This window comes from Flagellimonas taeanensis, from assembly GCF_003584105.1.
GTDB lineage: Bacteria > Bacteroidota > Bacteroidia > Flavobacteriales > Flavobacteriaceae > Flagellimonas > Flagellimonas taeanensis.
Genome location: NZ_QXFO01000022.1, coordinates 93,015 through 115,386 on the forward strand (window position 1 = coordinate 93,015; position 22,372 = coordinate 115,386).

At 45.1% G+C, this 22,372-nt stretch carries 32 protein-coding genes; 29 read left to right on the forward strand and 3 right to left on the reverse strand.

What is annotated here, in order from left to right; all coding sequences use genetic code 11:
- Positions 1 to 10 precede the first annotated feature (10 nt).
- From rpsQ to D2V93_RS10795, 23 genes are all read left to right on the forward strand, one after another.
- The gene (rpsQ, locus tag D2V93_RS10685) at positions 11 to 268 is read left to right on the forward strand and encodes a 30S ribosomal protein S17 (RefSeq protein WP_014032003.1); all 258 of its coding nucleotides are present in this window, start codon (positions 11 to 13) and stop codon (positions 266 to 268) included.
- 2 nt (positions 269 to 270) lie between these two features.
- Positions 271 to 639 (forward strand): 50S ribosomal protein L14, encoded by a 369-nt coding sequence (gene rplN / locus D2V93_RS10690; protein ID WP_072881245.1) that lies wholly within the window; start codon positions 271 to 273, stop codon positions 637 to 639.
- Between the two features lie 16 nt (positions 640 to 655).
- The gene (gene rplX / locus D2V93_RS10695; RefSeq protein ID WP_072881247.1) at positions 656 to 967 is read left to right on the forward strand and encodes a 50S ribosomal protein L24; all 312 of its coding nucleotides are present in this window, start codon (positions 656 to 658) and stop codon (positions 965 to 967) included.
- A gap of 2 nt (positions 968 to 969) precedes the next feature.
- Positions 970 to 1,521 (forward strand): 50S ribosomal protein L5, encoded by a 552-nt coding sequence (rplE, locus tag D2V93_RS10700; RefSeq protein ID WP_072881249.1) that lies wholly within the window; start codon positions 970 to 972, stop codon positions 1,519 to 1,521.
- Between the two features lies 1 nt (position 1,522).
- The gene (gene rpsN, locus D2V93_RS10705) at positions 1,523 to 1,792 is read left to right on the forward strand and encodes a 30S ribosomal protein S14 (protein ID WP_072881251.1); all 270 of its coding nucleotides are present in this window, start codon (positions 1,523 to 1,525) and stop codon (positions 1,790 to 1,792) included.
- An 18-nt stretch (positions 1,793 to 1,810) separates the two neighbouring features.
- Positions 1,811 to 2,209, forward strand: a complete 399-nt coding sequence (gene rpsH / locus D2V93_RS10710; protein ID WP_072881253.1) for a 30S ribosomal protein S8 — start codon at positions 1,811 to 1,813, stop codon at positions 2,207 to 2,209.
- Between the two features lie 19 nt (positions 2,210 to 2,228).
- Complete coding sequence (rplF, locus tag D2V93_RS10715; RefSeq protein WP_072881255.1) at positions 2,229 to 2,771, forward strand: 50S ribosomal protein L6; 543 nt, start codon at positions 2,229 to 2,231, stop codon at positions 2,769 to 2,771.
- 12 nt (positions 2,772 to 2,783) lie between these two features.
- Positions 2,784 to 3,137, forward strand: a complete 354-nt coding sequence (gene rplR, locus D2V93_RS10720; RefSeq protein WP_072881258.1) for a 50S ribosomal protein L18 — start codon at positions 2,784 to 2,786, stop codon at positions 3,135 to 3,137.
- A gap of 8 nt (positions 3,138 to 3,145) precedes the next feature.
- Positions 3,146 to 3,670: a 30S ribosomal protein S5 gene (rpsE, locus tag D2V93_RS10725; protein ID WP_072881260.1), complete on the forward strand. Its 525-nt coding sequence runs from the start codon at positions 3,146 to 3,148 to the stop codon at positions 3,668 to 3,670.
- Between the two features lie 11 nt (positions 3,671 to 3,681).
- Positions 3,682 to 3,861: a 50S ribosomal protein L30 gene (gene rpmD / locus D2V93_RS10730; protein ID WP_072881262.1), complete on the forward strand. Its 180-nt coding sequence runs from the start codon at positions 3,682 to 3,684 to the stop codon at positions 3,859 to 3,861.
- 14 nt (positions 3,862 to 3,875) lie between these two features.
- Positions 3,876 to 4,328 (forward strand): 50S ribosomal protein L15, encoded by a 453-nt coding sequence (gene rplO, locus D2V93_RS10735; protein ID WP_119619487.1) that lies wholly within the window; start codon positions 3,876 to 3,878, stop codon positions 4,326 to 4,328.
- A gap of 11 nt (positions 4,329 to 4,339) precedes the next feature.
- Positions 4,340 to 5,683, forward strand: coding sequence for a preprotein translocase subunit SecY (secY, locus tag D2V93_RS10740; RefSeq protein ID WP_072881266.1), 1,344 nt, complete (start codon positions 4,340 to 4,342; stop codon positions 5,681 to 5,683).
- 4 nt (positions 5,684 to 5,687) lie between these two features.
- On the forward strand, positions 5,688 to 5,903 hold the full coding sequence (gene infA / locus D2V93_RS10745; protein ID WP_008239515.1) for a translation initiation factor IF-1: 216 nt from the start codon (positions 5,688 to 5,690) through the stop codon (positions 5,901 to 5,903).
- A 5-nt stretch (positions 5,904 to 5,908) separates the two neighbouring features.
- Positions 5,909 to 6,025 carry a type B 50S ribosomal protein L36 gene (gene ykgO / locus D2V93_RS10750; protein ID WP_014166264.1) on the forward strand — a complete coding sequence of 39 codons (117 nt, stop codon included), beginning with the start codon at positions 5,909 to 5,911 and terminating at the stop codon, positions 6,023 to 6,025.
- A gap of 2 nt (positions 6,026 to 6,027) precedes the next feature.
- The gene (rpsM, locus tag D2V93_RS10755; protein ID WP_072881268.1) at positions 6,028 to 6,402 is read left to right on the forward strand and encodes a 30S ribosomal protein S13; all 375 of its coding nucleotides are present in this window, start codon (positions 6,028 to 6,030) and stop codon (positions 6,400 to 6,402) included.
- Positions 6,403 to 6,502: 100 nt separating this feature from the next.
- Complete coding sequence (gene rpsK, locus D2V93_RS10760; RefSeq protein WP_072881271.1) at positions 6,503 to 6,898, forward strand: 30S ribosomal protein S11; 396 nt, start codon at positions 6,503 to 6,505, stop codon at positions 6,896 to 6,898.
- Between the two features lie 103 nt (positions 6,899 to 7,001).
- Positions 7,002 to 7,607, forward strand: coding sequence for a 30S ribosomal protein S4 (rpsD, locus tag D2V93_RS10765; protein ID WP_072881273.1), 606 nt, complete (start codon positions 7,002 to 7,004; stop codon positions 7,605 to 7,607).
- A 21-nt stretch (positions 7,608 to 7,628) separates the two neighbouring features.
- Positions 7,629 to 8,621, forward strand: coding sequence for a DNA-directed RNA polymerase subunit alpha (locus D2V93_RS10770; RefSeq protein WP_072881275.1), 993 nt, complete (start codon positions 7,629 to 7,631; stop codon positions 8,619 to 8,621).
- Between the two features lie 62 nt (positions 8,622 to 8,683).
- Positions 8,684 to 9,190, forward strand: coding sequence for a 50S ribosomal protein L17 (gene rplQ / locus D2V93_RS10775; protein WP_119619488.1), 507 nt, complete (start codon positions 8,684 to 8,686; stop codon positions 9,188 to 9,190).
- 97 nt (positions 9,191 to 9,287) lie between these two features.
- Positions 9,288 to 10,400, forward strand: a complete 1,113-nt coding sequence (gene carA, locus D2V93_RS10780; protein WP_119619489.1) for a glutamine-hydrolyzing carbamoyl-phosphate synthase small subunit — start codon at positions 9,288 to 9,290, stop codon at positions 10,398 to 10,400.
- A 119-nt stretch (positions 10,401 to 10,519) separates the two neighbouring features.
- Complete coding sequence (gene eno / locus D2V93_RS10785) at positions 10,520 to 11,812, forward strand: phosphopyruvate hydratase (RefSeq protein WP_072881281.1); 1,293 nt, start codon at positions 10,520 to 10,522, stop codon at positions 11,810 to 11,812.
- Positions 11,813 to 11,931: 119 nt separating this feature from the next.
- Complete coding sequence (locus tag D2V93_RS10790; RefSeq protein ID WP_119619490.1) at positions 11,932 to 13,470, forward strand: glycogen synthase; 1,539 nt, start codon at positions 11,932 to 11,934, stop codon at positions 13,468 to 13,470.
- Between the two features lie 122 nt (positions 13,471 to 13,592).
- A complete protein-coding gene (locus D2V93_RS10795; protein ID WP_072881285.1) occupies positions 13,593 to 14,876 on the forward strand; it encodes a citrate synthase in 1,284 nt (427 codons plus the stop codon).
- 52 nt (positions 14,877 to 14,928) lie between these two features.
- Here D2V93_RS10795 and D2V93_RS10800 read toward each other — a convergent pair whose 3' ends face one another.
- Positions 14,929 to 15,387 carry a hypothetical protein gene (locus tag D2V93_RS10800; protein WP_119619491.1) on the reverse strand — a complete coding sequence of 153 codons (459 nt, stop codon included), beginning with the start codon at positions 15,385 to 15,387 and terminating at the stop codon, positions 14,929 to 14,931.
- Positions 15,388 to 15,651: 264 nt separating this feature from the next.
- Between D2V93_RS10800 and D2V93_RS10805 the strand changes: the two genes are divergently transcribed.
- From D2V93_RS10805 to D2V93_RS10825, 5 genes are all read left to right on the forward strand, one after another.
- Complete coding sequence (locus D2V93_RS10805; RefSeq protein ID WP_119619492.1) at positions 15,652 to 16,578, forward strand: dimethylarginine dimethylaminohydrolase family protein; 927 nt, start codon at positions 15,652 to 15,654, stop codon at positions 16,576 to 16,578.
- 48 nt (positions 16,579 to 16,626) lie between these two features.
- On the forward strand, positions 16,627 to 17,562 hold the full coding sequence (gene ctlX / locus D2V93_RS10810) for a citrulline utilization hydrolase CtlX (RefSeq protein ID WP_409557889.1): 936 nt from the start codon (positions 16,627 to 16,629) through the stop codon (positions 17,560 to 17,562).
- Positions 17,563 to 18,176: 614 nt separating this feature from the next.
- Positions 18,177 to 18,815 (forward strand): Pr6Pr family membrane protein, encoded by a 639-nt coding sequence (locus D2V93_RS10815; protein WP_119619493.1) that lies wholly within the window; start codon positions 18,177 to 18,179, stop codon positions 18,813 to 18,815.
- Between the two features lie 411 nt (positions 18,816 to 19,226).
- Complete coding sequence (locus tag D2V93_RS10820; RefSeq protein ID WP_119619494.1) at positions 19,227 to 19,736, forward strand: hypothetical protein; 510 nt, start codon at positions 19,227 to 19,229, stop codon at positions 19,734 to 19,736.
- Positions 19,726 to 20,097 (forward strand): hypothetical protein, encoded by a 372-nt coding sequence (locus tag D2V93_RS10825; protein WP_119619495.1) that lies wholly within the window; start codon positions 19,726 to 19,728, stop codon positions 20,095 to 20,097. The genes D2V93_RS10820 and D2V93_RS10825 overlap by 11 nt, the downstream gene beginning before the upstream one ends.
- A gap of 3 nt (positions 20,098 to 20,100) precedes the next feature.
- Here D2V93_RS10825 and D2V93_RS10830 read toward each other — a convergent pair whose 3' ends face one another.
- The gene (locus D2V93_RS10830) at positions 20,101 to 20,286 is read right to left on the reverse strand and encodes a hypothetical protein (RefSeq protein ID WP_119619496.1); all 186 of its coding nucleotides are present in this window, start codon (positions 20,284 to 20,286) and stop codon (positions 20,101 to 20,103) included.
- Positions 20,287 to 20,342: 56 nt separating this feature from the next.
- Here D2V93_RS10830 and D2V93_RS10835 point away from each other — a divergent pair, with 56 nt between their 5' ends.
- The gene (locus tag D2V93_RS10835; protein WP_119619497.1) at positions 20,343 to 20,756 is read left to right on the forward strand and encodes a hypothetical protein; all 414 of its coding nucleotides are present in this window, start codon (positions 20,343 to 20,345) and stop codon (positions 20,754 to 20,756) included.
- On the opposite strand, the gene D2V93_RS10840 is transcribed toward D2V93_RS10835, so the two are convergent.
- Complete coding sequence (locus D2V93_RS10840) at positions 20,734 to 22,239, reverse strand: peptidase associated/transthyretin-like domain-containing protein (RefSeq protein WP_119619498.1); 1,506 nt, start codon at positions 22,237 to 22,239, stop codon at positions 20,734 to 20,736. The genes D2V93_RS10835 and D2V93_RS10840 overlap by 23 nt on opposite strands.
- Positions 22,240 to 22,372 lie beyond the last annotated feature (133 nt).

A 22,372-nucleotide genomic window follows, 5' to 3' on the forward strand; every position in this document is an offset into this window, starting at 1 on the left:
GTTCTGCCTTATGGAAAACAGAAATTTAAGAAAAGAAAGAATAGGCGTTGTTACCAGCAACAAAATGGAGAAATCTATTGTGGTTTCTGAGGTAAAACGAGTAAAGCACCCTATGTACGGTAAATTCGTTTTGAAGACCAAGAAGTATGTAGCCCACGATGAGAAGAACGATTGCAACGAAGGTGACACCGTTAAAATAATGGAAACAAGACCATTGAGCAAAACAAAATGCTGGAGATTGGTCGAAATCCTTGAAAGAGCTAAATAATTATGGTACAACAGGAATCAAGATTAAAGGTTGCGGACAACACTGGTGCAAAAGAAGTTTTGACCATCCGCGTACTGGGAGGAACCAAAAGAAGGTATGCTTCCCTAGGTGACAAGATTGTTGTGTCCGTTAAGGAGGCAACTCCAAACGGTACTGTAAAGAAAGGTTCTGTTTCCACGGCCGTTGTGGTAAGAACGAAAAAGGAAGTAAGAAGACCTGATGGCTCTTACATCCGTTTCGACGACAACGCCTGTGTATTGTTGAACGCTGCTGGCGAGATGAGGGGGACCCGTGTTTTTGGTCCTGTTGCAAGAGAGCTAAGGGACAGACAGTTCATGAAGATTGTTTCATTGGCGCCCGAAGTGCTATAAAAGAAATATCAGAGAGATGAAGTTGAAAATCAAAACAGGGGATACGGTAAGAGTCACAGCAGGCGACCACAAAGGTAGCGAAGGCAAGGTGCTCGTAGTGGACCGCGAAAAGAACAAGGCCATCGTGGAAGGCATCAATATGGTGTCCAAGCACGAAAAGCCAAGTGCAAAGAACCCTCAAGGAGGCATAACAAAAAAGGAAGCTCCCATACACATTTCCAACCTGTCCTTGATCGACCCTAAGTCTGGCGAAGCCACAAGGGTAGGTTATGAAGTAAGGGATGGCAAGAAAGTAAGGGTCTCCAAAAAATCCAATGAAGTAATTTAGTCATGAGTTACATCCCAAGATTAAAGCAAGAATATAAGGAGCGTGTGATCAAAGCTCTTACCGATGAGTTTGGTTACAAGAACGTAATGCAAGTTCCAAAATTGGAAAAGATAGTTGTGAGTAGAGGTGTTGGTGCCGCTGTGTCCGACAAAAAGCTCATAGACCACGCGGTGGACGAGCTGACCAACATTACAGGTCAGAAAGCCGTTGCCACCATTTCCAAAAAGGACGTTGCTACCTTCAAATTGAGAAAAGGAATGCCCATTGGGGCCAAAGTGACCCTCAGAGGAGAGCGTATGTACGAATTTTTGGATAGATTGATCACCACCGCCCTTCCAAGGGTACGTGATTTCCAAGGAGTAAAGGCCACCGGTTTTGACGGTAGGGGCAATTACAACCTAGGTATCACCGAGCAGATCATCTTCCCAGAGATCAACATAGACAGGATCAACAGGATCAATGGAATGGATATCACCTTCGTTACTTCTGCCGATACTGATAAAGAAGCAAAATCATTGTTAACCCAATTGGGAATACCCTTTAAAAAGAACTAGTATGGCCAAGGAATCAATGAAAGCCCGTGAGAGAAAAAGGGCAAAAATGGTTGAGAAGTATGCCGAGAAAAGAAAGGCACTGAAAGAGGCTGGAGATTATGAGGCACTTCAGAAGTTGCCAAAGAACGCATCTCCCGTACGTATGCACAACCGTTGCAAATTGACCGGAAGACCGAGAGGATACATGAGAACATTTGGTATATCCAGGGTCATGTTCAGGGAAATGGCCAACAAGGGCTTGATTCCAGGTGTTAAAAAGGCAAGTTGGTAATTTAGACAAAGAAAAGAAATGCTTACAGATCCAATTTCAGATTATCTGACCAGAATTAGAAATGCCAGTAAGGCAGGTCATAGGGTAGTGGATATTCCCGCTTCCAATCTTAAGAAACAGATTACCAAAATATTGTTCGATCAAGGCTATATTTTGAGCTACAAGTTCGAGGAAGACAAAGTACAGGGAAATATCAAGATAGCCCTTAAGTATGACAAATCCACCAAGGAGCCCATTATCAAGAAGCTACAAAGGGTAAGTAAACCCGGACTTCGCAAATATGCAGCTTCTGATGAGCTTCCAAGGGTGTTGAACGGTTTGGGTATTGCCATCGTGTCCACTTCACACGGAGTGATGACCAGCAAGCAGGCCAAGCAGGAAAACGTCGGTGGCGAAGTATTGTGCTACGTATATTAATAGAGAAAAGAGAAGAAAAATGTCAAGAATAGGTAACAATCCAATTACAATTCCTGATGGGGTGACCGTAGAGGTGAAAGATGCCGTGGTGACTGTAAAAGGTAAATTGGGGGAACTTTCCCAGGATTTCTCGGAAGTTGATGTAAAGTTGGAAGATGGAAGCGTGATCGTGGAAAGACCTTCAGATTCCAAAGAGCACAAAGCAAAACACGGACTGTACCGTGCCCTTGTAGCCAATATGATCAAAGGTGTTTCACAAGGTTGGACCAAGCAATTGGAACTCGTTGGGGTTGGATATAGGGCCAGCAACCAAGGACAGAAATTGGACCTTGCCCTAGGATTCTCACACAACATCGTTCTGGACATCGCTCCAGAGGTGCAAATTGAGACCATCTCAGAAAAGGGGAAGAACCCTATCGTGAAACTAACATCTCATGACAAACAACTGGTAGGACAGGTAGCTGCCAAGATCAGAGGTTTCCGTAAGCCAGAGCCTTACAAAGGAAAAGGTATCAAGTTTGTGGGTGAGCAACTAAGAAGAAAAGCAGGTAAATCAGCTTAATGATATAAGACTATGGGATTATCTAAGACTGAAAGAAAATTACGCATCCGAAGAAGAATACGCAAAGTATCCTTCGGAACTGAAGCAAGACCAAGATTGTCCGTTTTCAGGAGCAACAAGGAAATATATGTCCAGTTGATTGATGACAACAAAGGGGTTACCCTTGCCGCTGCATCGTCTAGGGACAAAGGTGTCGATGCTAAAGGATCCAAATCCGATGTGGCCACTGCCGTTGGTAAGGCCATTGCCGAAAAAGCCCTTAAGCTTGGTGTGGATACCGTGGCTTTTGATAGGGGAGGAAACCTATACCACGGAAGAGTAAAATCATTGGCTGAAGGAGCTAGGGAAGCAGGACTAAAATTCTAATAAGAGCTATGTACCAAAATTATAAGAACGTAGAGATTGTTAAGCCAGGTGGACTGGAGTTGAAAGACCGTTTGGTTGGAGTACAAAGGGTTACCAAGGTAACTAAAGGTGGTAGGGCCTTCGGTTTTTCTGCAATTGTTGTGGTTGGTGATGAAAACGGTGTTGTTGGACATGGTTTGGGTAAATCAAAGGAAGTTGCAACCGCTATTGCAAAAGCCATCGAGGATGCCAAAAAGAACTTGGTCCGCATTCCTTTGAACAAAGCCACACTTCCCCACGAACAAAAAGGGAAGTACGGAGGTGCAAAGGTTTACATCCAGCCAGCTTCCCATGGTACCGGAGTGATCGCAGGTGGTGCGGTTAGGGCCGTACTCGAAGCGGTTGGTGTACACGATGTATTGTCAAAGTCACAAGGTTCATCCAACCCCCACAACGTTGTAAAGGCAACTTTTGATGCCCTATTGCAGTTGAGGAGCGCCGATACCGTGGCAAAACAAAGAGGCATTTCTTTGGAAAAAGTCTTTAAAGGATAAAAGAGGATATTATGTCAAAGATTAAGGTAAAACAAGTAAAGAGCGCCATCAAAAGGCCACAGAACCAAAAAAGGACTTTGGAGGCCCTTGGACTGCGCAAGATCGGGCATGTTGTTGAACACGATGCAACGCCTAATATCCTTGGAATGATAAATAAGGTAAAACACTTGGTTTCCACAGAGGAAGCCTAAAAATATAACGGCACATGGATTTACATAATCTTAAACCAGCGGAAGGCGCTGTTCACAAAGAAGGAAAACGTGTAGGAAGAGGAGAGGGCTCTGGAAAAGGAGGCACTTCCACCCGTGGACACAAAGGGGCCAAAGCAAGATCTGGGTATTCCAAGAAAATTGGTTTTGAAGGAGGCCAGATGCCCTTGCAGAGAAGGGTTCCCAAGTTTGGTTTCAAGAACATCAACAGAAAGGACTACAAAGCAGTCAACTTGGCCAAACTTCAGGAATTGGTGGACAATGCCGGTGTAAAGAACGAAGTTACATTGGACACCTTGATCCAGAACGGATTGGCGCACAAGAACGATTTGGTGAAGATTTTGGGCAATGGAGAGTTGAAGGCGTCCCTAAAAGTATCTGCACATAAATTTAGTGCTTCCGCAAAAGCTGCCATTGAGGCTGCCGGAGGTGAGGCAATAAGTTTATAAGTACATATAGCATGAAGAAATTTATCGAGACCATATCAAATATCTGGAAAATTGATGAGCTGAGACAGCGCATCATCCTTACGCTCGGCCTATTGTTGGTATACCGTTTTGGTGCCCAGGTCGTGCTTCCCGGTATTGATACTGCCCAATTGGCCCAATTGGCCTCCCAAACCGATTCGGGTATTTTGGGAATTCTTAATGCTTTCACAGGAGGTGCTTTTGCCAATGCATCTGTATTTGCATTGGGGATCATGCCCTACATTTCCGCATCCATTGTGGTACAGTTGATGGGAATCGCCATTCCTTACCTGCAAAAATTGCAGAAAGAAGGGGAAAGCGGTAGAAAGACCATCAACCAGATTACCCGTTGGTTGACCATCGGTATCTGTATTGTCCAAGCACCAGCTTATCTGTATGGTCTTGGAGCTTTGGGAGTGCCGGACAGTGCCTTTGTATTGGGAAAAGGACTGGATTTCATCATCCCTTCCGTTGTGATCTTGGTCACCGGATGTGTGTTTGCCATGTGGTTGGGTGAAAAAATCACTGATAAAGGAATTGGAAACGGTATTTCTTTGTTGATCATGGTAGGGATCATTGCTACCATGCCACAATCTTTTGTGCAGGAGTTCATCTCTAGGACTACGAACAACACAGGGGGCATCATGTTCATGCTGATAGAAGTGATCGTATGGTTCTTGGTCATCTTGGCCAGTGTGCTATTGGTCATGGCAGTGAGACAGATACCGGTACAATATGCCAGAAGGACAGCTTCTGGAGGTTATGAAAAAAACATCATGGGAGCTAGACAATATATCCCATTAAAATTGAACGCTTCCGGGGTAATGCCCATCATTTTCGCCCAAGCGATCATGTTCGCGCCAAGTTTGTTGGGAAGAACGTTCAACAATACTGCAGTGGGACAGTGGATGGAAGTCCAATTCGCCGATATCTTCGGATTGGCCTACAACATCCTGTTCGCTGTACTGATCATTATCTTTACCTACTTCTATACAGCCATCACCGTGCCTACCAACAAAATGGCCGATGACCTGAAAAGAAGTGGCGGTTTCATACCAGGTATCAGACCTGGAAAAGAAACCGGGGATTATTTGGACAAAATCATGTCATTGATTACCCTGCCAGGATCTATTTTCTTGGCCCTGTTGGCCGTATTGCCCGCATTGGTGGTCAAGTTGATGGATGTGCAGGCAGGCTGGGCCCTGTTTTACGGTGGAACATCGCTGTTGATCATGGTGGGTGTGGCCATTGATACGGTACAACAAGTCAATTCCTATTTATTGAACAGGCATTATGACGGCTTGATGAAAACCGGAAAAAACAGAAAAGTAGCATAACCCTATGGCAAAGCAGTCAGCAATAGAACAAGACGGGACTATCATTGAGGCATTGTCAAACGCAATGTTCAGGGTAGAATTGGAAAATGGGCACGTTGTAACAGCACACATCTCTGGGAAAATGAGGATGCACTACATCAAATTGCTCCCAGGGGACAAAGTAAAGTTGGAAATGAGCCCATACGATTTAACAAAAGCAAGAATTACTTATAGATACTAGTTACAATGAAAGTAAGAGCATCAATAAAGAAGAGGAGTGCCGAGTGTATAATAGTACGCAGAAAAGGCAGATTGTACGTAATCAACAAAAAGAATCCTAGATTTAAACAAAGACAAGGGTAGTTATGGCAAGAATTGCAGGTGTAGATATACCTAAACAAAAGCGTGGCGTTATTTCACTTACCTATATTTTTGGAATAGGTAAAAGCAGGGCGCAAGAGATTTTGAAGATGGCCCAGGTAAGTGAGGATACCAAGGTGTCCGACTGGAACGATGACGAGATCGGTAGGATCAGGGACGCCGTTTCCACTTTCACCATCGAAGGAGAGCTTCGTTCAGAGACCCAAATGAACATCAAGCGTTTGATGGACATCGGTTGTTACCGTGGAATTCGTCACAGAGCTGGACTACCACTTAGGGGACAACGTACCAAGAACAACTCTAGGACCAGAAAAGGAAAACGTAAAACAGTTGCCAACAAGAAAAAGGCAACCAAATAATAAGAACAGTCATTAGTCTTTAGACGTTAGAAGAATCTGTTTGAAATGTAAAAGTCTAGGATTCCAATAACTAAGAGCTAACAACTAGAAACTAAAAGATATGGCAAAGGCAAGTACCAAAACAGCTACCAAAAAGCGCAAGGTAATCGTAGAATCTACCGGGGAGGCGCACGTAGTGGCATCTTTCAACAACATCATCATTTCCCTGACCAATAAGAAGGGGGATGTGATCTCTTGGTCATCAGCAGGAAAAATGGGATTCCGCGGATCCAAAAAGAACACTCCCTATGCCGCACAGGTGGCAGCAGAGGATTGCTCCAAGGTAGCCCATGAAGCTGGATTGCGTAAAGTGAAGGTATATGTAAAAGGACCAGGTAACGGTAGGGAATCTGCTATACGTTCCATCCACAATTCAGGGATTGAAGTCACCGAGATCATCGATGTGACCCCACTACCACACAACGGTTGTAGGCCACCCAAAAGAAGAAGAGTTTAATCAAGTATAATCAAATGGCCCCTAGAGGGTCTTCACAGAAAGCGCAGTTAGATTATCGAAGGATAAGCCTTAATTCATAATCGCGCTTTCCAAATTAAAGAAGATGGCAAGATACACAGGACCAAAAACAAAGATCGCTAGAAAATTTGGAGAAGCGATTTTCGGAGATGACAAATCCTTCGAAAAGAAAAATTACCCTCCAGGGCAACACGGTAACAACAGACGTCGCGGCAAGAAATCGGAATATGCCGTGCAGTTGATGGAAAAACAAAAGGCCAAATATACCTATGGTATTTTGGAGCGTCAGTTCCGTAACTTGTTCGCCGAGGCCAAAAGAAAAGAAGGAGTTACCGGTGAGGTATTGCTCCAGTTGTGCGAATCCCGTTTGGACAACGTAGTCTACAGAATGGGAATTTCCCCTTCAAGAAGAGGTGCACGACAGTTGGTCTCACACAGGCACATCACTGTAAACGGTGAAGTAGTGAACATTCCTTCATACAAGCTGAAAGCAGGTGACGTGGTAGGTGTAAGGGAAAAATCAAAATCCGTTGAATCCATCGTAGATTCATTGGCTGCCAATAGTTCCGTTTATGAATGGATCACTTGGAATTCTGAAAAGAAGGAAGGTACTTTCGTATCTGTTCCCCAAAGAATCCAGATTCCTGAAAACATCAAGGAGCAGCTGATCGTCGAATTATACTCTAAATAAGAATTCAACATTAATCCAATTATGGCATTACTTAATTTTCAGAAGCCCGATAAAGTTATAATGATAGATTCAACAGATTTCGAAGGGAAATTTGAATTCCGCCCTTTGGAACCTGGTTATGGATTGACAGTTGGGAACGCGCTGAGAAGGGTATTGCTTTCCTCTTTGGAAGGTTTTGCCATCACTTCTGTGCGCATAGATGGAGTTGAACATGAATTTTCTGTCGTCCCTGGCGTTGTTGAGGATGTAACTGAAATCATATTGAACCTAAAACAAGTTAGGTTCAAAAGACAGATTGATGATGTTGAGAGCGAGACCGTTTCCATTTCTGTGAGCGGAAAAGAACAATTGACAGCCGGAGATTTCCAGAAATTCATTTCTGGATATCAGGTGCTCAACCCAGATTTGGTGATCTGCAACATGGGTCCCAAAGTGAGCATCAACATGGAAATCGTCATCGAAAAAGGACGTGGATATGTTCCTGCAGAGGAGAACAAGAAATCCAATGCACCGCTTGGTAGCATCGCAGTGGACTCTGTGTACACTCCCGTAAAGAACGTAAAATATAGCATCGAGAACTACAGGGTAGAGCAAAAGACCGATTATGAGAAATTGGTTTTTGAGATCATCACCGATGGTTCCATCCACCCAAAAGATGCATTGACCGAAGCCGCTAAGGTTTTGATCCACCATTTTATGTTGTTCTCCGATGAGCGCATCACCTTGGAGGCTGATGAGATCGCACAGACAGAGACCTATGATGAAGAGTCATTGCACATGCGTCAACTGTTGAAAACCAAATTGGTGGACATGGACCTGTCCGTAAGGGCATTGAACTGTCTGAAAGCCGCCGAAGTGGATACTTTGGGAGATTTGGTTTCCTTCAACAAGAACGACCTAATGAAATTTAGGAACTTTGGTAAAAAATCTTTGACCGAATTGGAAGAGTTGGTGATCAACAAAGGACTTCAGTTTGGAATGGATTTGAGCAAATACAAATTAGATAAAGATTAAATAATCATATTTTGCTCTCCCTCTAAACCGGGGATTTGGCAGCAAGATGATAAACTGTAAACATGAGACACGGTAAAAAAATCAATCACTTAGGAAGGAAATCGGCCCATAGAAAAGCAATGTTGGCCAATATGGCCTGTTCCTTGATAGAGCACAAGAGAATCAGCACCACTGTTGCCAAGGCCAAGGCTTTGAAGCAGTTCGTTGAGCCTTTGATCACCAAATCAAAGACCGAGAACAACCAGACTGCCGAAAAAGGTACGCACAACAGAAGGATTGTTTTCAGCAACTTGAGGAGCAAGGAAGCGGTGACCGAACTTTTTGGAACTGTGGCCGAGAAAGTAGGCGACAGACCAGGAGGGTATACCCGTATCATCAAATTGGGCAACCGTTTGGGTGACAATGCCGATATGGCGATGATCGAGTTGGTGGACTTCAACGAGCTGTACAACGCTGGTAAGCCCGCCAAGAAATCGACCCGAAGAAGCCGAAGGGGAGGCAGCAAGAAAGCAGAGGTGGTCGCACCGGTCGCTGAGACTGAAACCAAAACCGACGATTCTGAAGAGTAAGAAGAATGTTATCAACTATTATATTAGTGGAAAAAGGATAAGTGAGAACTTATCCTTTTTTTATGTTTTTTTGTCAAAATAGAAATTAGAACACAGCATGAAGTATCACACAAAGAAAAGCGCATTGATTTTGTTGGCCGATGGGACCATTTTCTATGGGAAATCCGTTGGAGGAAAGGAAGGTACCGCCGTTGGGGAAGTCTGTTTCAACACGGGGATGACCGGTTATCAGGAAATTTTTACCGACCCTTCCTATTTCGGACAGTTAATGGTGACCACCAATGCCCATATCGGCAACTACGGCACCCAGGAAGACGAAGTGGAATCCGAAACCGTCAAGATCGCAGGGCTTATCTGTAAAAATTTCAGCTACGAGTATTCCAGACCAAGTGCAGATTCCAGCCTTTTGGAATTTTTGGACAAAAACAACCTCTTCGCCATTTCGGATGTGGACACACGTGCCCTGGTGAGCTATATCCGGGACAATGGGGCCATGAATGCCTTGATCTCCACTAGGGTCGATGAGATAGATGCCCTGAAGGAAGAGCTCAAACAAGTGCCCAGCATGGAAGGGTTGGAGCTTTCTTCCAAGGTTTCCACCAAAGAACCCTATTATTACGGGGACGAAAATTCAACATATCGGATCTCTGCTTTGGACATCGGGATCAAAAAGAACATCTTGAGAAACCTGGCCAAAAGAGGAGCCTATATCAAAGTGTTCCCTTACAACGCTTCTTTTGAGGAAATGAAGGCGTGGAACCCCGATGGTTATTTTATATCCAACGGACCCGGTGACCCAGAGCCATTGACGGATGCCATTGCAGCGGCCAAGGAAATGATAAAATCCGACAAACCCTTGTTCGGGATCTGTTTGGGCCACCAAGTACTGGCCTTGGCCAATGGAGTGTCCACTTATAAGATGCACAATGGGCACAGGGGGATCAACCATCCCATATTGAACCTGGTAACGGGCAAGGGGGAGATTACTTCCCAGAATCATGGCTTTGCAGTGAACCGGGAGGAGACCGAAGCAAACCCAGAACTGGAGATCACCCATGTCCATCTGAACGATCAGACCGTGGCCGGAATCCGGATGAAGGGCAAGGACGTTTTCTCGGTGCAATACCACCCAGAGGCTAGTCCTGGACCCCATGATGCAGACTATCTGTTCGATCAGTTTTTTGATATGATCAAAACAGGAAAAAACTAAATCGTTATAGTTTTATTTTTAGGTTATCAAGAGGGTTTTATCGAGAGCAACATAGTATCTAAAAGGCGCTCCTTTTGTATCTTAGCCCAATAAAATCAAAACATTAATAAAGCGTTACAATGAGCATTATCATCAACATTCATGCAAGACAGATATTAGATTCAAGAGGTAATCCTACGGTAGAGGTAGACGTCGTTACCGAAAATGGTATTTTAGGAAGGGCCGCAGTGCCTTCAGGAGCCTCTACGGGAGAACACGAAGCTGTTGAATTGCGTGATGGAGGAAGCTCGTTTATGGGAAAAGGCGTGACCAATGCCGTCAACAACGTCAATACCATCATTGCAGAGGAATTGGTGGGGACTTCGGTCTTTGAACAAAATCAAATAGACCAGATCATGATCGAACTGGATGGCACGCCGAACAAATCCAAGTTGGGCGCCAATGCCATTTTGGGTGTTTCCCTCGCCGTGGCCAAAGCGGCCGCGAACGAGTTGGGCATGCCCCTTTACCGATATGTGGGCGGGGTAAGTGCCAACACCCTTCCTGTGCCCATGATGAACATTATCAACGGAGGTTCGCACTCCGATGCGCCCATTGCGTTCCAGGAATTTATGGTAATGCCCGTAAAGGCGAAAAATTTCAGTCACTCCATGCAGATGGGTACCGAGATTTTCCACAACCTTAAAAAAGTGTTGCACGATCGTGGATTGAGCACCGCTGTAGGGGATGAGGGAGGTTTTGCACCAAACTTGGCCGGAGGTACGGAAGATGCTTTGGACACCATCGCAAAAGCTGTGGAAAAGGCTGGGTACAAATTGGGTGACGATGTCATGATCGCCTTGGATTGTGCCTCTGCCGAATTCTATGTGGACGGAAAATACGATTATACCAAGTTTGAAGGTGACAAGGGGATGGTGAGGACCTCTGCCGAGCAGGCACAATATTTGGCCGACCTTTGTGCAAAATACCCTATCATTTCCATTGAAGATGGAATGGATGAGAACGATTGGGACGGATGGAAACTGTTGACAGAAAAAATTGGGGACAAGGTACAATTGGTAGGCGATGATTTGTTCGTGACCAATGTGGAGCGTTTGTCCAGAGGCATCGAGAACGGCATAGCCAACTCCATTTTGATCAAAGTGAACCAAATCGGTACCCTTACCGAGACCATTGCTGCTGTGAACATGGCAAAAAATGCAGGATACACCTCAGTGATGTCGCACCGATCTGGGGAAACCGAGGACAATACCATCGCCGATCTCGCAGTGGCGTTGAACACAGGTCAGATTAAGACCGGTTCGGCTTCAAGGAGCGACCGTATGGCCAAGTACAACCAGTTGCTCAGAATAGAGGAGGAGTTGGGAAGTGTAGCCTACTATCCGCAGGAAAAAGCCTTCAAGGTCAACTAATGAAAAGCGATTTTTCAGCTATAAAAGCCCTTCCAAATTTGGAGGGGCTTTTTTTTGTTACACTAACAAAGTTTGGTTAAATTGATGTTCAACTAAACATACCTTTTAAAATTTCCCTGATGAACAATTTTCTTTTCGTAGCGGCCGAAAATGATGCCTTGGAAAACTGCAAGGCTGGAGGCATGGGCGATGTTGTACGGGACGTCCCAAGACAGATTTCCGAACGTGGGGACAGGGTCCATGTCATTGTACCATCCTATTCAAGGCTCCATCATGGGGGTGTGCCCAAGACCACGGTCAATTTCTCCCTGAGGGGGATGGGCTATACCGCGGAACTCTACGAAGTAAAGCCAAAGAAGGAATTTCCGAACATCTTCCACTATGTACTGCACCATCCTGAGATAGAGGCCGGTGACATTGCACACATTTATCATAACGACCCGGAAGAACCGTTCTATACCGATGCCATAAAATATTTCATTTTTTGTACCGCAGTGGCAGAGGCTATCAAAAAAGGCGCATTTGGGAAGTTGGATGTGGTCCATTTGCACGATTGGCACTCCAGTCTTTTGCTGTTCTTGAGAAAATTCCATCCCGAGTACACCAACCTTAAGGATATCCGGTTTGTGTACAGTATCCACAATTTGGCCATTCAGGGCATAAGGCCGTTCGAAAACAATTATTCATCCGTGAGGAACTGGTTTCCTGATATTGCCATTGACCATAGGGCATTGATGGACTACAGATACCGGGACTGCATCAACCTCATGGCCGTGGGCATCCGCTTTGCGGATGCAGTGCACACCGTTTCCCCATCCTATAAGGAAGATGTGCTATTGCCCAGCTCCCCGCCCGAGTTCATAGGAGGGGAAGGTCTGGAACGGGACCTGCAAAAGGCCGATGCCGAAGGAAGGCTCTTCGGTATCTTGAACGGCTGCAATTACAAAAACATCAACAAGGAGAAAAAAGGAAATATCTACCGCAACACCGTCAAGGCCCTATTTCGATGGTTGCAGGAAGAGTCCAAGAAGTACAAAGCGGATTTTCTGGCCCATACCGGGGAAAAGATTATGGATTATGTGGAGAACAGGCCCAAGTTCATCGCATCCAGTGTGGCCCGTTTGACGGAACAGAAATTCTATTTCTTTATGCGTTCCCCCGAAGCCTTTGTGGAAATCCTGAAACGTTTGGAAAAAGTGGACGGAATCTTCATACTCTTGGGAACCGGGGCACCCGAGTACGAGGAGCTTTTCAGAAAACTGAGTTACGAACATAAGAATTTCATCTTTACCAATGGCCAATCGGAGAAATTGATTGATTCCATGTACTTGGAATCCGATCTCTATTTTATGCCTAGTCTTTTTGAGCCGTGCGGCATCAGCCAGATGTTGGCCATGCGCAATGGGAACCCATGTCTTGTCCATCACACTGGTGGCTTGAAGGATACCGTGGAGCATATGGTCACAGGTTTCAGTTTCGATGGCGACAGTTATGATGAAAAGATAAAGAACATGTTGAAGGCCTTGGATGAGGCACTGGATGTGTTTGAAAACGACAAGCCCAAATGGAAAAAGATCCAGGCTTCCGCCAAGAAAATGCGCTTCACTTGGCAAAAGTCCGTGGACGAATATTATACACAACTTTACAAAACAAATTGAGGATTTCTTGTCATTGATATTTTATTGTTAATAACAGCACAAATCACAACAGTAAATTGTTAATGGTTCCGCTTTTTCGTAAATTCCGCATTCTATTTTTACTAATCTATTTAATTGTATAAATGTCGGATAAAGCTATACTCGAATATGGGGGTAAACGGTATGAATTCCCCGTAATCAAAGGTACTGAAGATGAATTGGCTATAGATATAAAAACGTTGAGGGCCGAAACGGGAATGGTGACCATAGACCCGGGCTACAAGAATACGGGATCCTGTGAAAGTGCCGTTACCTTCCTCGATGGCGAAAAGGGGATATTGAGGTACCGAGGTTACTCCATTGAAGAGTTGGCCGAGAAAGCCGACTTTTTGGAAGTAGCTTACCTTCTTATTTTTGGCGAGCTGCCCAATAAGGCGCAATTGCAAAAATTCCATAACGACATTAAAGAGGAATCCCAAGTGGATGAGGAGATGAAGAAGATCTTGGACGGATTTCCAAAATCTGCCCACCCCATGGGCGTGCTTTCGTCCCTGACGAGTGCTTTGGTCGCCTTTAACCCCACTTCCGTGGATGTATCCTCCGAAACGGCCATGTACAACTCCATTGTGCGAATTCTGGCCAAATTCCCGGTATTGGTGGCGTGGACGCTCCGTAAAAAGAAAGGTCTTCCGTTGGATTATGGTGATGATTCATTGGGATATGTGGAGAACATCCATAAAATGATGTTCAAAAGACCCAACCAGGAATACAAAAAAGACCCTATCGCCATAGATGCATTGGACAAATTGTTGATATTGCATGCCGACCATGAGCAGAACTGTTCCACATCTACCGTGCGAATCGTGGGATCATCACACGCAGGCTTATTTGCTTCGTTGTCCGCTGGTATTTCGGCCCTTTGGGGACCACTTCATGGTGGTGCCAACCAAGCGGTTCTCGAAATGTTGGAAGCTATCGAGGCAGATGGTGGCGATACCAAAAAATATATGGCGAAGGCCAAGGACAAGGACGACCCGTTCCGATTGATGGGCTTTGGACACCGAGTCTACAAGAATTTTGACCCAAGGGCCAAGATCATTAAGAAAGCCGCAGACGATGTGCTTGGAAACCTGGGCATCCAAGACCCGATTCTTGATATTGCCAAGGGACTGGAAAAAGAAGCTCTGGAAGATTCTTATTTTGTGGACAGAAAACTGTACCCCAACGTCGATTTTTATTCTGGGATCATATATCGTGCCCTCGGCATCCCAACAGAGATGTTCACTGTGATGTTCGCATTGGGAAGATTGCCCGGTTGGATAGCACAATGGAGGGAGATGCGATTGCGAAAAGAACCCATAGGAAGGCCTCGTCAAGTATACATCGGGGAAAACCTTAGATCCTTTGTGCCGTTGGAAAAAAGGTAAGATTTGGGACAACAATTATACAGAGAGGGCGATAAATCGCCCTTTTTGCATTCTATAGCCTACTGGCCGAGCCAAGGTTCAGGGCCTTATCGTTGTCATAGCATATTTGCATGATTTTCCGATGGTAGTGTTCCTGCACCTCGGAAAGCTCCTTGTTCTGGAGGTAGCCTTTGGAACGCTGGAACTCTTGGTGTATAAAATTATGCGCGTCTATATAGTTCAGGTTTTTGGTCGCCGTTTCCATGGAAATTTTATACTTCACCAAGGAATTTTCCACCTTTTTGATGTCCCATTCGTTGTGGGCCTCCCCATTGTTTGCCTCTGAAGCATAGTTTTCAGGAAAATCCTCCTGGTCTATGCAGTCCTTATACTTTGCAGCATAGATAGTTGACATCCCATCATTTGAAACGGCAGTGTCAACAACCTCCCTTTCACCATGAAATGCGTCAATACCTCCAAGTATGGCAAAGGCACCTGCGAGGAGTGAGGTCAATAATATTATTTTTTTCATTTGTAAGAAAAATCTTGATACAAATGTAGTGATTAAAAATGTACTGCCAACATTTGATAAATAAAAAATGGAGAAAGAAATTAATTTTTAACTATCTGTAAAACATGTAGTTGCAATTTTGTGGATTTCCATTTTTGGGCGATGGAAAATTGACAGGATTGTTGTGTTTTTTCCTTTTTCGTAGGAGAGAAATAGGTAGTAAAACACTAGATTTGCCCTAGAAATTTTAAGGTATTTGTTCAACGTTCAATACGGTTCACCAAGATGATACGATTGCACATCGAAAACGAAACGAGTCCATTGAGGGCGGTGCTGTTGGGAACGGCCAAAAGCTGTGGCCCCACACCGAAACCTGAGGAGGCTTACGACCCTAAATCGTTGGAACATATCTTGGCGGGCACATACCCGAAAGAAGAAGATATGGTACGTGAAATGGACGCCTTTGCCCGAGTGTTCCAAAAATATGGGGTAGAGGTCTATCGGCCAGAGGTATTGGAAGATTGCAACCAGATTTTTGCCCGTGACATTGCCTTTGTGATCGAGGATAAGCTGTTCCATGCCAATATCCTTCCCGATCGCGAACGGGAGTTTGTGGCCATCCACGAAGTGTTGGACATGATCGCCCCGGAAAACATCATCAGGCCGCCAGCAGAGGTCCACATTGAAGGAGGGGACGTAATGCCTTGGAACGACCATATTTTTATCGGCACTTATACCGGGGCGGACTATGCAAGCTATATCACCGCCCGAACCAATAAGGAAGCCGTGGCCTATATCCGAGAGATGTTCCCCCACAAAACGGTAAAATCCTTCGAGTTGCGGAAATCCAATACCGACCCCAGGGAAAATGCCCTGCACTTGGACTGTTGTTTTCAGCCAGTGGGGAAGAATAAGGCCATTTTGCACAAAAATGGGTTCTTGGTGGAGGAGGAATACCACTATTTGGTGGATTTTTTTGGGCCGGAGAACATTTTCGAGATCGATAAGGACGAAATGTACCAGATGTTCAGCAACGTATTCTCCATTTCGCCCGAGGTGGTGGTCTCCGAGAAAAACTTTACCCGCTTGAACCACTGGCTCCGTGATCAGGGCCTTACCGTGGAGGAGATTCCGTATGCCGAGATTGCCAAGCAAGAGGGACTTTTGCGTTGCAGTACCATGCCCTTGATCAGGGAGCGAATGTCATCCTGAGCACAGGCGAAGGATCTCGGCATTACACAGATTTTAAAACACACACGAGTGAAAAAACAGATTACCGATACCATTCTTATGGTTCGTCCCGTGAATTTCAGGATGAACGAACAGACTGCCGTGAACAACTATTTCCAGGAAGACCTGGATGTGAGGAACACGGAGATCAACCACAAGGCCCAACAGGAATTCGACCAGTTTGTACAGGTGCTCCGCGACCATGGGGTAAATGTGATTACGGTGGACGATACCAAGGAGCGTGATACCCCCGATTCCATCTTTCCGAACAACTGGGTGTCCTTTCATGAGGATGGGACTGTCTGTCTGTATCCCATGTTCGCCGAAAACCGTCGGAAGGAACGCCGGGAGGATATTTTGGCCTTGTTGGAGGAACAGGGATTTGTGATCGACCACGTGATGGATTATACCGCTGCAGAAGAGGAAGGTGTTTTTTTGGAGGGTACGGGCAGCATCTTGTTGGATCGGGTGAACCAAAAGGCCTATTGCGCCCTTTCCGAGCGCGCACACGAGGAGCTTTTTATCGAGTTCTGTGAGGATTTTGACTGTTTCCCCGTCATTTTCACGGCCAACCAGACCGTGGACGGGCAGCGGTTGCCCATTTACCACACCAATGTGATGATGGCCATGGCGGAGACCTTTGCCGTTATCTGTTTGGCCACCATTGACGATAAAAAGGAGCGCAAGAACGTGGTGGACCACATCAAAAAGGACGGGAAGGAGATCATTGACATTACCGTGGATCAGATGTACCACTTTGCGGGCAACATGCTCCAAGTAATCGGCGCAGACGACCAACGTTACCTCGTGATGAGTTCCGCGGCCTACAACAGCCTGCGCAAGGATCAGATTGCCGCCATAGAAAAGCATTGCAGTATCATCCACAGTCCGCTGGACACCATTGAGACCTGTGGGGGTGGGAGTGCCCGTTGCATGATGGCCGAAGTGTTCCTGCCAAAATCATAAATTGTCCCCTTGAGGCCTGCCTGCCGTAGGTAGGGGACTTTAGGGCTGTAAAGGGAGACAATGGACAATATCCAATAAACAATGAACAATGGTGCCCTATGTTGTCAGGTCGGGTGTTCCAAACGTGTTTGGAATGTATCGAGACCGCTTATTGGGAGTAAAATGGGTTCGTACTTCCACCTTCGTACTTCGTCCTCTTGGTCTGACACGAATTCCACGAATGTTCACAAATTATAATAATCAATGAAAAATTATCAATACCGCAAGTAGTTGTCAGGTCGAGTGTTCCAAACGTGTTTGGAATGTATCGAGACCTCTTCCGGATTAAATTGATTCGTCCTCTCTACCTGACACACCCGTCTGTCATTTCGAGATGTCATCCTGAGCGCAGTCGAAGGAGCAGTCGAGAAATGCTTTTGGGTACTTCTTTTGCTTGGACTTCGACTGCGCTCAGTCGGACAGCAAAAGCATCAGTCATTTTGACTATATCGAAACCTCTTCAGTGGTAAAATGATTTGTACTTCCACCTTCGTATATTGTACTTTGTTCTTCGTCCTTCAACTACGCTCAGTCTGACAGTAAAAAATCCGTAACTTCACTTCCAAAAACCGACCTTGCGAAGAAATTTTGAGATTTTGGGGCTATGTATGGGCTGGTTCGCGGTGATGGCCCAACTTTACCTGATGCTCCAAAACCGAGAAGTGGGCGTTGCCGAGAGCTTGGTGCGCTTTTTCAGCTATTTTACCATATTGACGAACGCTTTGGTGGCCCTTTTCTTTACGGTCAGGGTATTCGGGGCCAACCAAAAGCGATTGGCCCTGCTCCACGGAAAGGCAACCCCGATGGCCCTCACGGCCTTCATTATTGTGGTGGGGCTGGTGTACCAAGTGGTGTTGCGAAAGCTCTGGAACCCCACGGGACTGCAAATGGTGGTGGACGAACTGCTCCATACCATCATCCCCGTATTGGTGTATATCTATTGGGTCATGTTCCATGCGCGGACGCCCGTTGCATGGAAACAGCTTTTCCAATGGCTGCTATACCCTTTAGGGTATGTGCTGTTCGTGATGCTGCGCGGGCATTTCTCCGGATTTTACCCCTATCCGTTCCTGAACGTGGGAGCGTTGGGGCTGGCAGCTACCTTGCTGAACATTGCGGTGGTATGTGCTTTGATGGTATTGGTCATGGCCGCACTTTTCTATTTGGGCAAATTGATGCAACCCAGACAGGGGACAATTTCCAATAAACAATGAACAATGGGGCCTAGGTTGTCAGGTCGAGTGTTCCAAATGTGTTTGGAATGTATCGAGACCTTTTCAGGGGTAACAATTGATTTGTACTTCCGCCTTCGTACTTCGTACTTTTTTCCTCGTCCTTCTGCCACGCTCAGTCGGGCAGCAAAAGCCATCTGTCATTTCGAACGGATGTGAGAAATCTAGGGGTTGGTCGGGATTTCTCAATCGTCCCGATGACTCTCGGGCCTCATGTCGAAATGACGCTTTAGATATTCCATTGACAATTGTCAGCCCCTGAAAGCTTTTCTGTTGTCCTTGTAAGATATTTTAGCGAAATAGTGTATATTAGGTTGATTTTTAGAAGTTTCCCTCCCCAATTTTTAGTGAAGATAGATTTGTGCCTTTGAATAATATACTTCTGGACAATGTATGAATAATTTGATGATGAGTAGACTTTCAAGCAAATTTTATAAGCTAAATATCCAAAAAGTAAAATCTGAACAAGAAAGTTCTGGAGCCAATCAACTTTTTAATTGTATAAAATCTATTGAGTCTAGTGCTGGTAAAATTTCATCTTGGTCTTTAAGTGTTTTAGGAGGATCTATCCTCACACTTTTAAGTGATAAATATCTTCACCCTGAGAATATTGAATTACGACTACCCTATATTTTATTTTTCATTGGATGGGTATTTTTGGCCATTTCTCTATATAATTCAAAAGAGATTTTAGGTAGATCTATTGCAGCAGAGTTATACAAAGTAGACAAGGATAATCTTAAACCTATTTTTAGAAAATGTAATAAGCTGTATAAGAATCAACTGATGTTTTTTAATTTATCTCTATTAGCTTTTGGAATATGGTTGGTTATTTATCTTTCTTGGTGGATTTTCGGTGATTGCATTTTAGCTATTTTAATAAAAAATTGGTATGAATTGTAATTTTGATAGGCATTGTACTAAGGTTCCGATACCTAATGAGTGTATTGAATATTGTACAGAAAAAATTCTCAGGTTGGCGACGCCGGATGAAAAGCAACTTATTATTGGATTAGATATTGATCTTGCACAAAAAATATTCATGATTTATAATACATATTCAGTACAATCCTTTGAAGATTTACAAAGAAATTTAAGTAAAACCGAGATTAATGTGCTTAAGAAAGCCTTTTTTGATTTGACACAATCACGGTTGAGCTTCTTTCAAAAAAGTAAATGGGAAAGAGATTATATTATTAATCAAATTAAAAGAGGAAATCTCAACGCGGATAATCTTGATGATTTATCAACCGACAATGGTTAGTTCTTATTGATTTCTTAATCCCACAACAATCCCTCTCATCGCAGCCACCACCTGTTGCACCTCTTTACGGTCAAAAGCATCTTCTTCCAAATAAAATAGCATTTCAATACCATAATCCAGAATTTTAGCCAGTTCTTCGGGAGAGGCGTAGGTATCCACAATCCATTCGGAGAAAGTCTTTGGGTCCATTCTTAGCTTTTAGGTAAGCAAGAAAAGATTTATATTGACAACTTTAAATGTCGGATATGGCAAGTATTGAAGAAAAAACGGTTTTTAAAAATCAAACTTTCCAAACACTCGTAGTAGCAGCTTTGGGCATTTTGATGGCAGTAAATCTATTTAATGCAATTTTTGCCTTAAGTTATATTTCCCTGCTACCTTTTGCTGTTCAAGCAACTGTATTGGTATTGGTTCTCACAAAAGATAAATATGCAAAATCGTCCATCAATATATGGTCAATCCTATTAATGGTTGGGTCAGGGTTTTCATTGTTGGGCAAAATTATTTATCTGACTATAGGAGATAATGTCGAACTCAGCTCTTTGTTCCTTCAAGCTATATTTCTAAGCATAGGAATCGCAGTATATTATTATAATATGGAAACGACAGAGGTAGTATCTATGCCAACAAAAGGGACTAATCGTCCTCCTCCACCGTAAACTCCCTAATCGCCTGATTGGGTTCCATAATGGTGTGGCCTTGCCAAAACTCGGGATCATAGCGCGGCATATAGGTGGCCCGCACGGTCTTGTCCTCCTTGAAGTTGGCAAACTGCGGTTCGTCCACGAGGTCCTGCCCAAACACCACCAGTTCCCACTTTTCGGTGGGGCTCATTCGAAAATCGATGTTCAGTTCCAGTTCGTTCTGCTTGCGGCGACCTTTTACGTGCTTGTTCTTTTCCACCACTTTCAGCGGACGGTCCACGGCAAAGTAGTTCCCCAAGGTAAGGTCCATGAACTTGAGGTCGTACCGGCCGTTGGGCAGTTGGGCAAAGCGGGCCGTGCCCTTGTAGAGCACCTCGCGGTAGGTAATGCCCAGCAACCGGAAGTTGCGTAGGCGGTCGGTGTTCTCAAAATCCATCCGCATCACGGCAAAGTCCTCGATGTTGATGTAGAGCCGCCCCTTGAAATCGGCACTGCTCCGCTTGGGGAAAAAGTCCACCACATACACCCCCATACCATCGATATCGGCATAGCCCACCAGTTTAAAATCGTAGCGGTTCGTTTTTTCAATAAGGTCCAGCTTGCTGTCCTCCCGGTAGTAGAGCTCCGCGAGTAGGTCCTTGATGGTATGCCGCTGCGAGTCCAACAGCCCCGAAGTGCTGTCCTTTTGGATGCGCTGCTTCACTTTTTGGGCCTGTTCTTCCTCCATTTCGTCCAAAATGGAATCCACCTGCACCTTTTGGCTAAAAATGCCCGACTTGATCTTCAGGTAAGAATCCGGCTTGATGTTCTTTTTAAAAATGGCCTCCATGCGCTTGCCGAGATCTTCAAAAGAGCCCACATTGTTCTTGTCATACAGGTCGGCAGCCTTGACGATGGCCAGTTTGTAGTCCGTTCCTTTTTTGTAGAGATCGCCAAGGCTCTCGGTATAGTGATGGGCATTTTTGGGCACGGAACGGGCAATGCTGTCCATGAGTTCCTTGTCCAGTTCCTTGATGGTGGACTTTTCAAACCCGAAATCCACCTTGGTGATGGTGGCAAACTCGGACCGCCGCAGGAAAAACCGTTGCTTGACAGGGTCGTTGTTGATGTTCTGGGGCAGGCGTTCCTTCATTTTCTCGATGATGTCGTCCACCTCCAGTTCCTTGTCAAACAGATACACGCCACTGAGCTCGATAGCCTTGGGGGTGAGCATCACGAGACTGTCCTGAAGTTGTTGCAGGGCAAAGCCCTTTTTCTCGTACCCCATGGAGGAGATGTGGATGGAGTCGGGCAGGGTAGTGCCGGCTTCCAGCACAAAGCTGAAACGGCCCTCGTCGTTGGTGATCACGCCTTGGTGTTCGCCATATTGGACGGTGGCGTAGGGGATGCCCTTTTTGGTCTTGGCGTCCACCAAGCGGGAGCTGATGGTCTGGGCGCTGAGGGAAGAGACCATCAAAATGAAAAGGGAACAGAGGGTCAGGATCTTGTGGAATGACATGGTTTTGTGTGTTTAAGTATAAAGACGCCAATTGGACGGCCAAGGTTGCTCCGGACATATGACGAACTTAGCCGAATTTTGTGACAAAGTGTTTTAAAGGATTGTTATTTCTGTGGATAGGACACAAATTCCA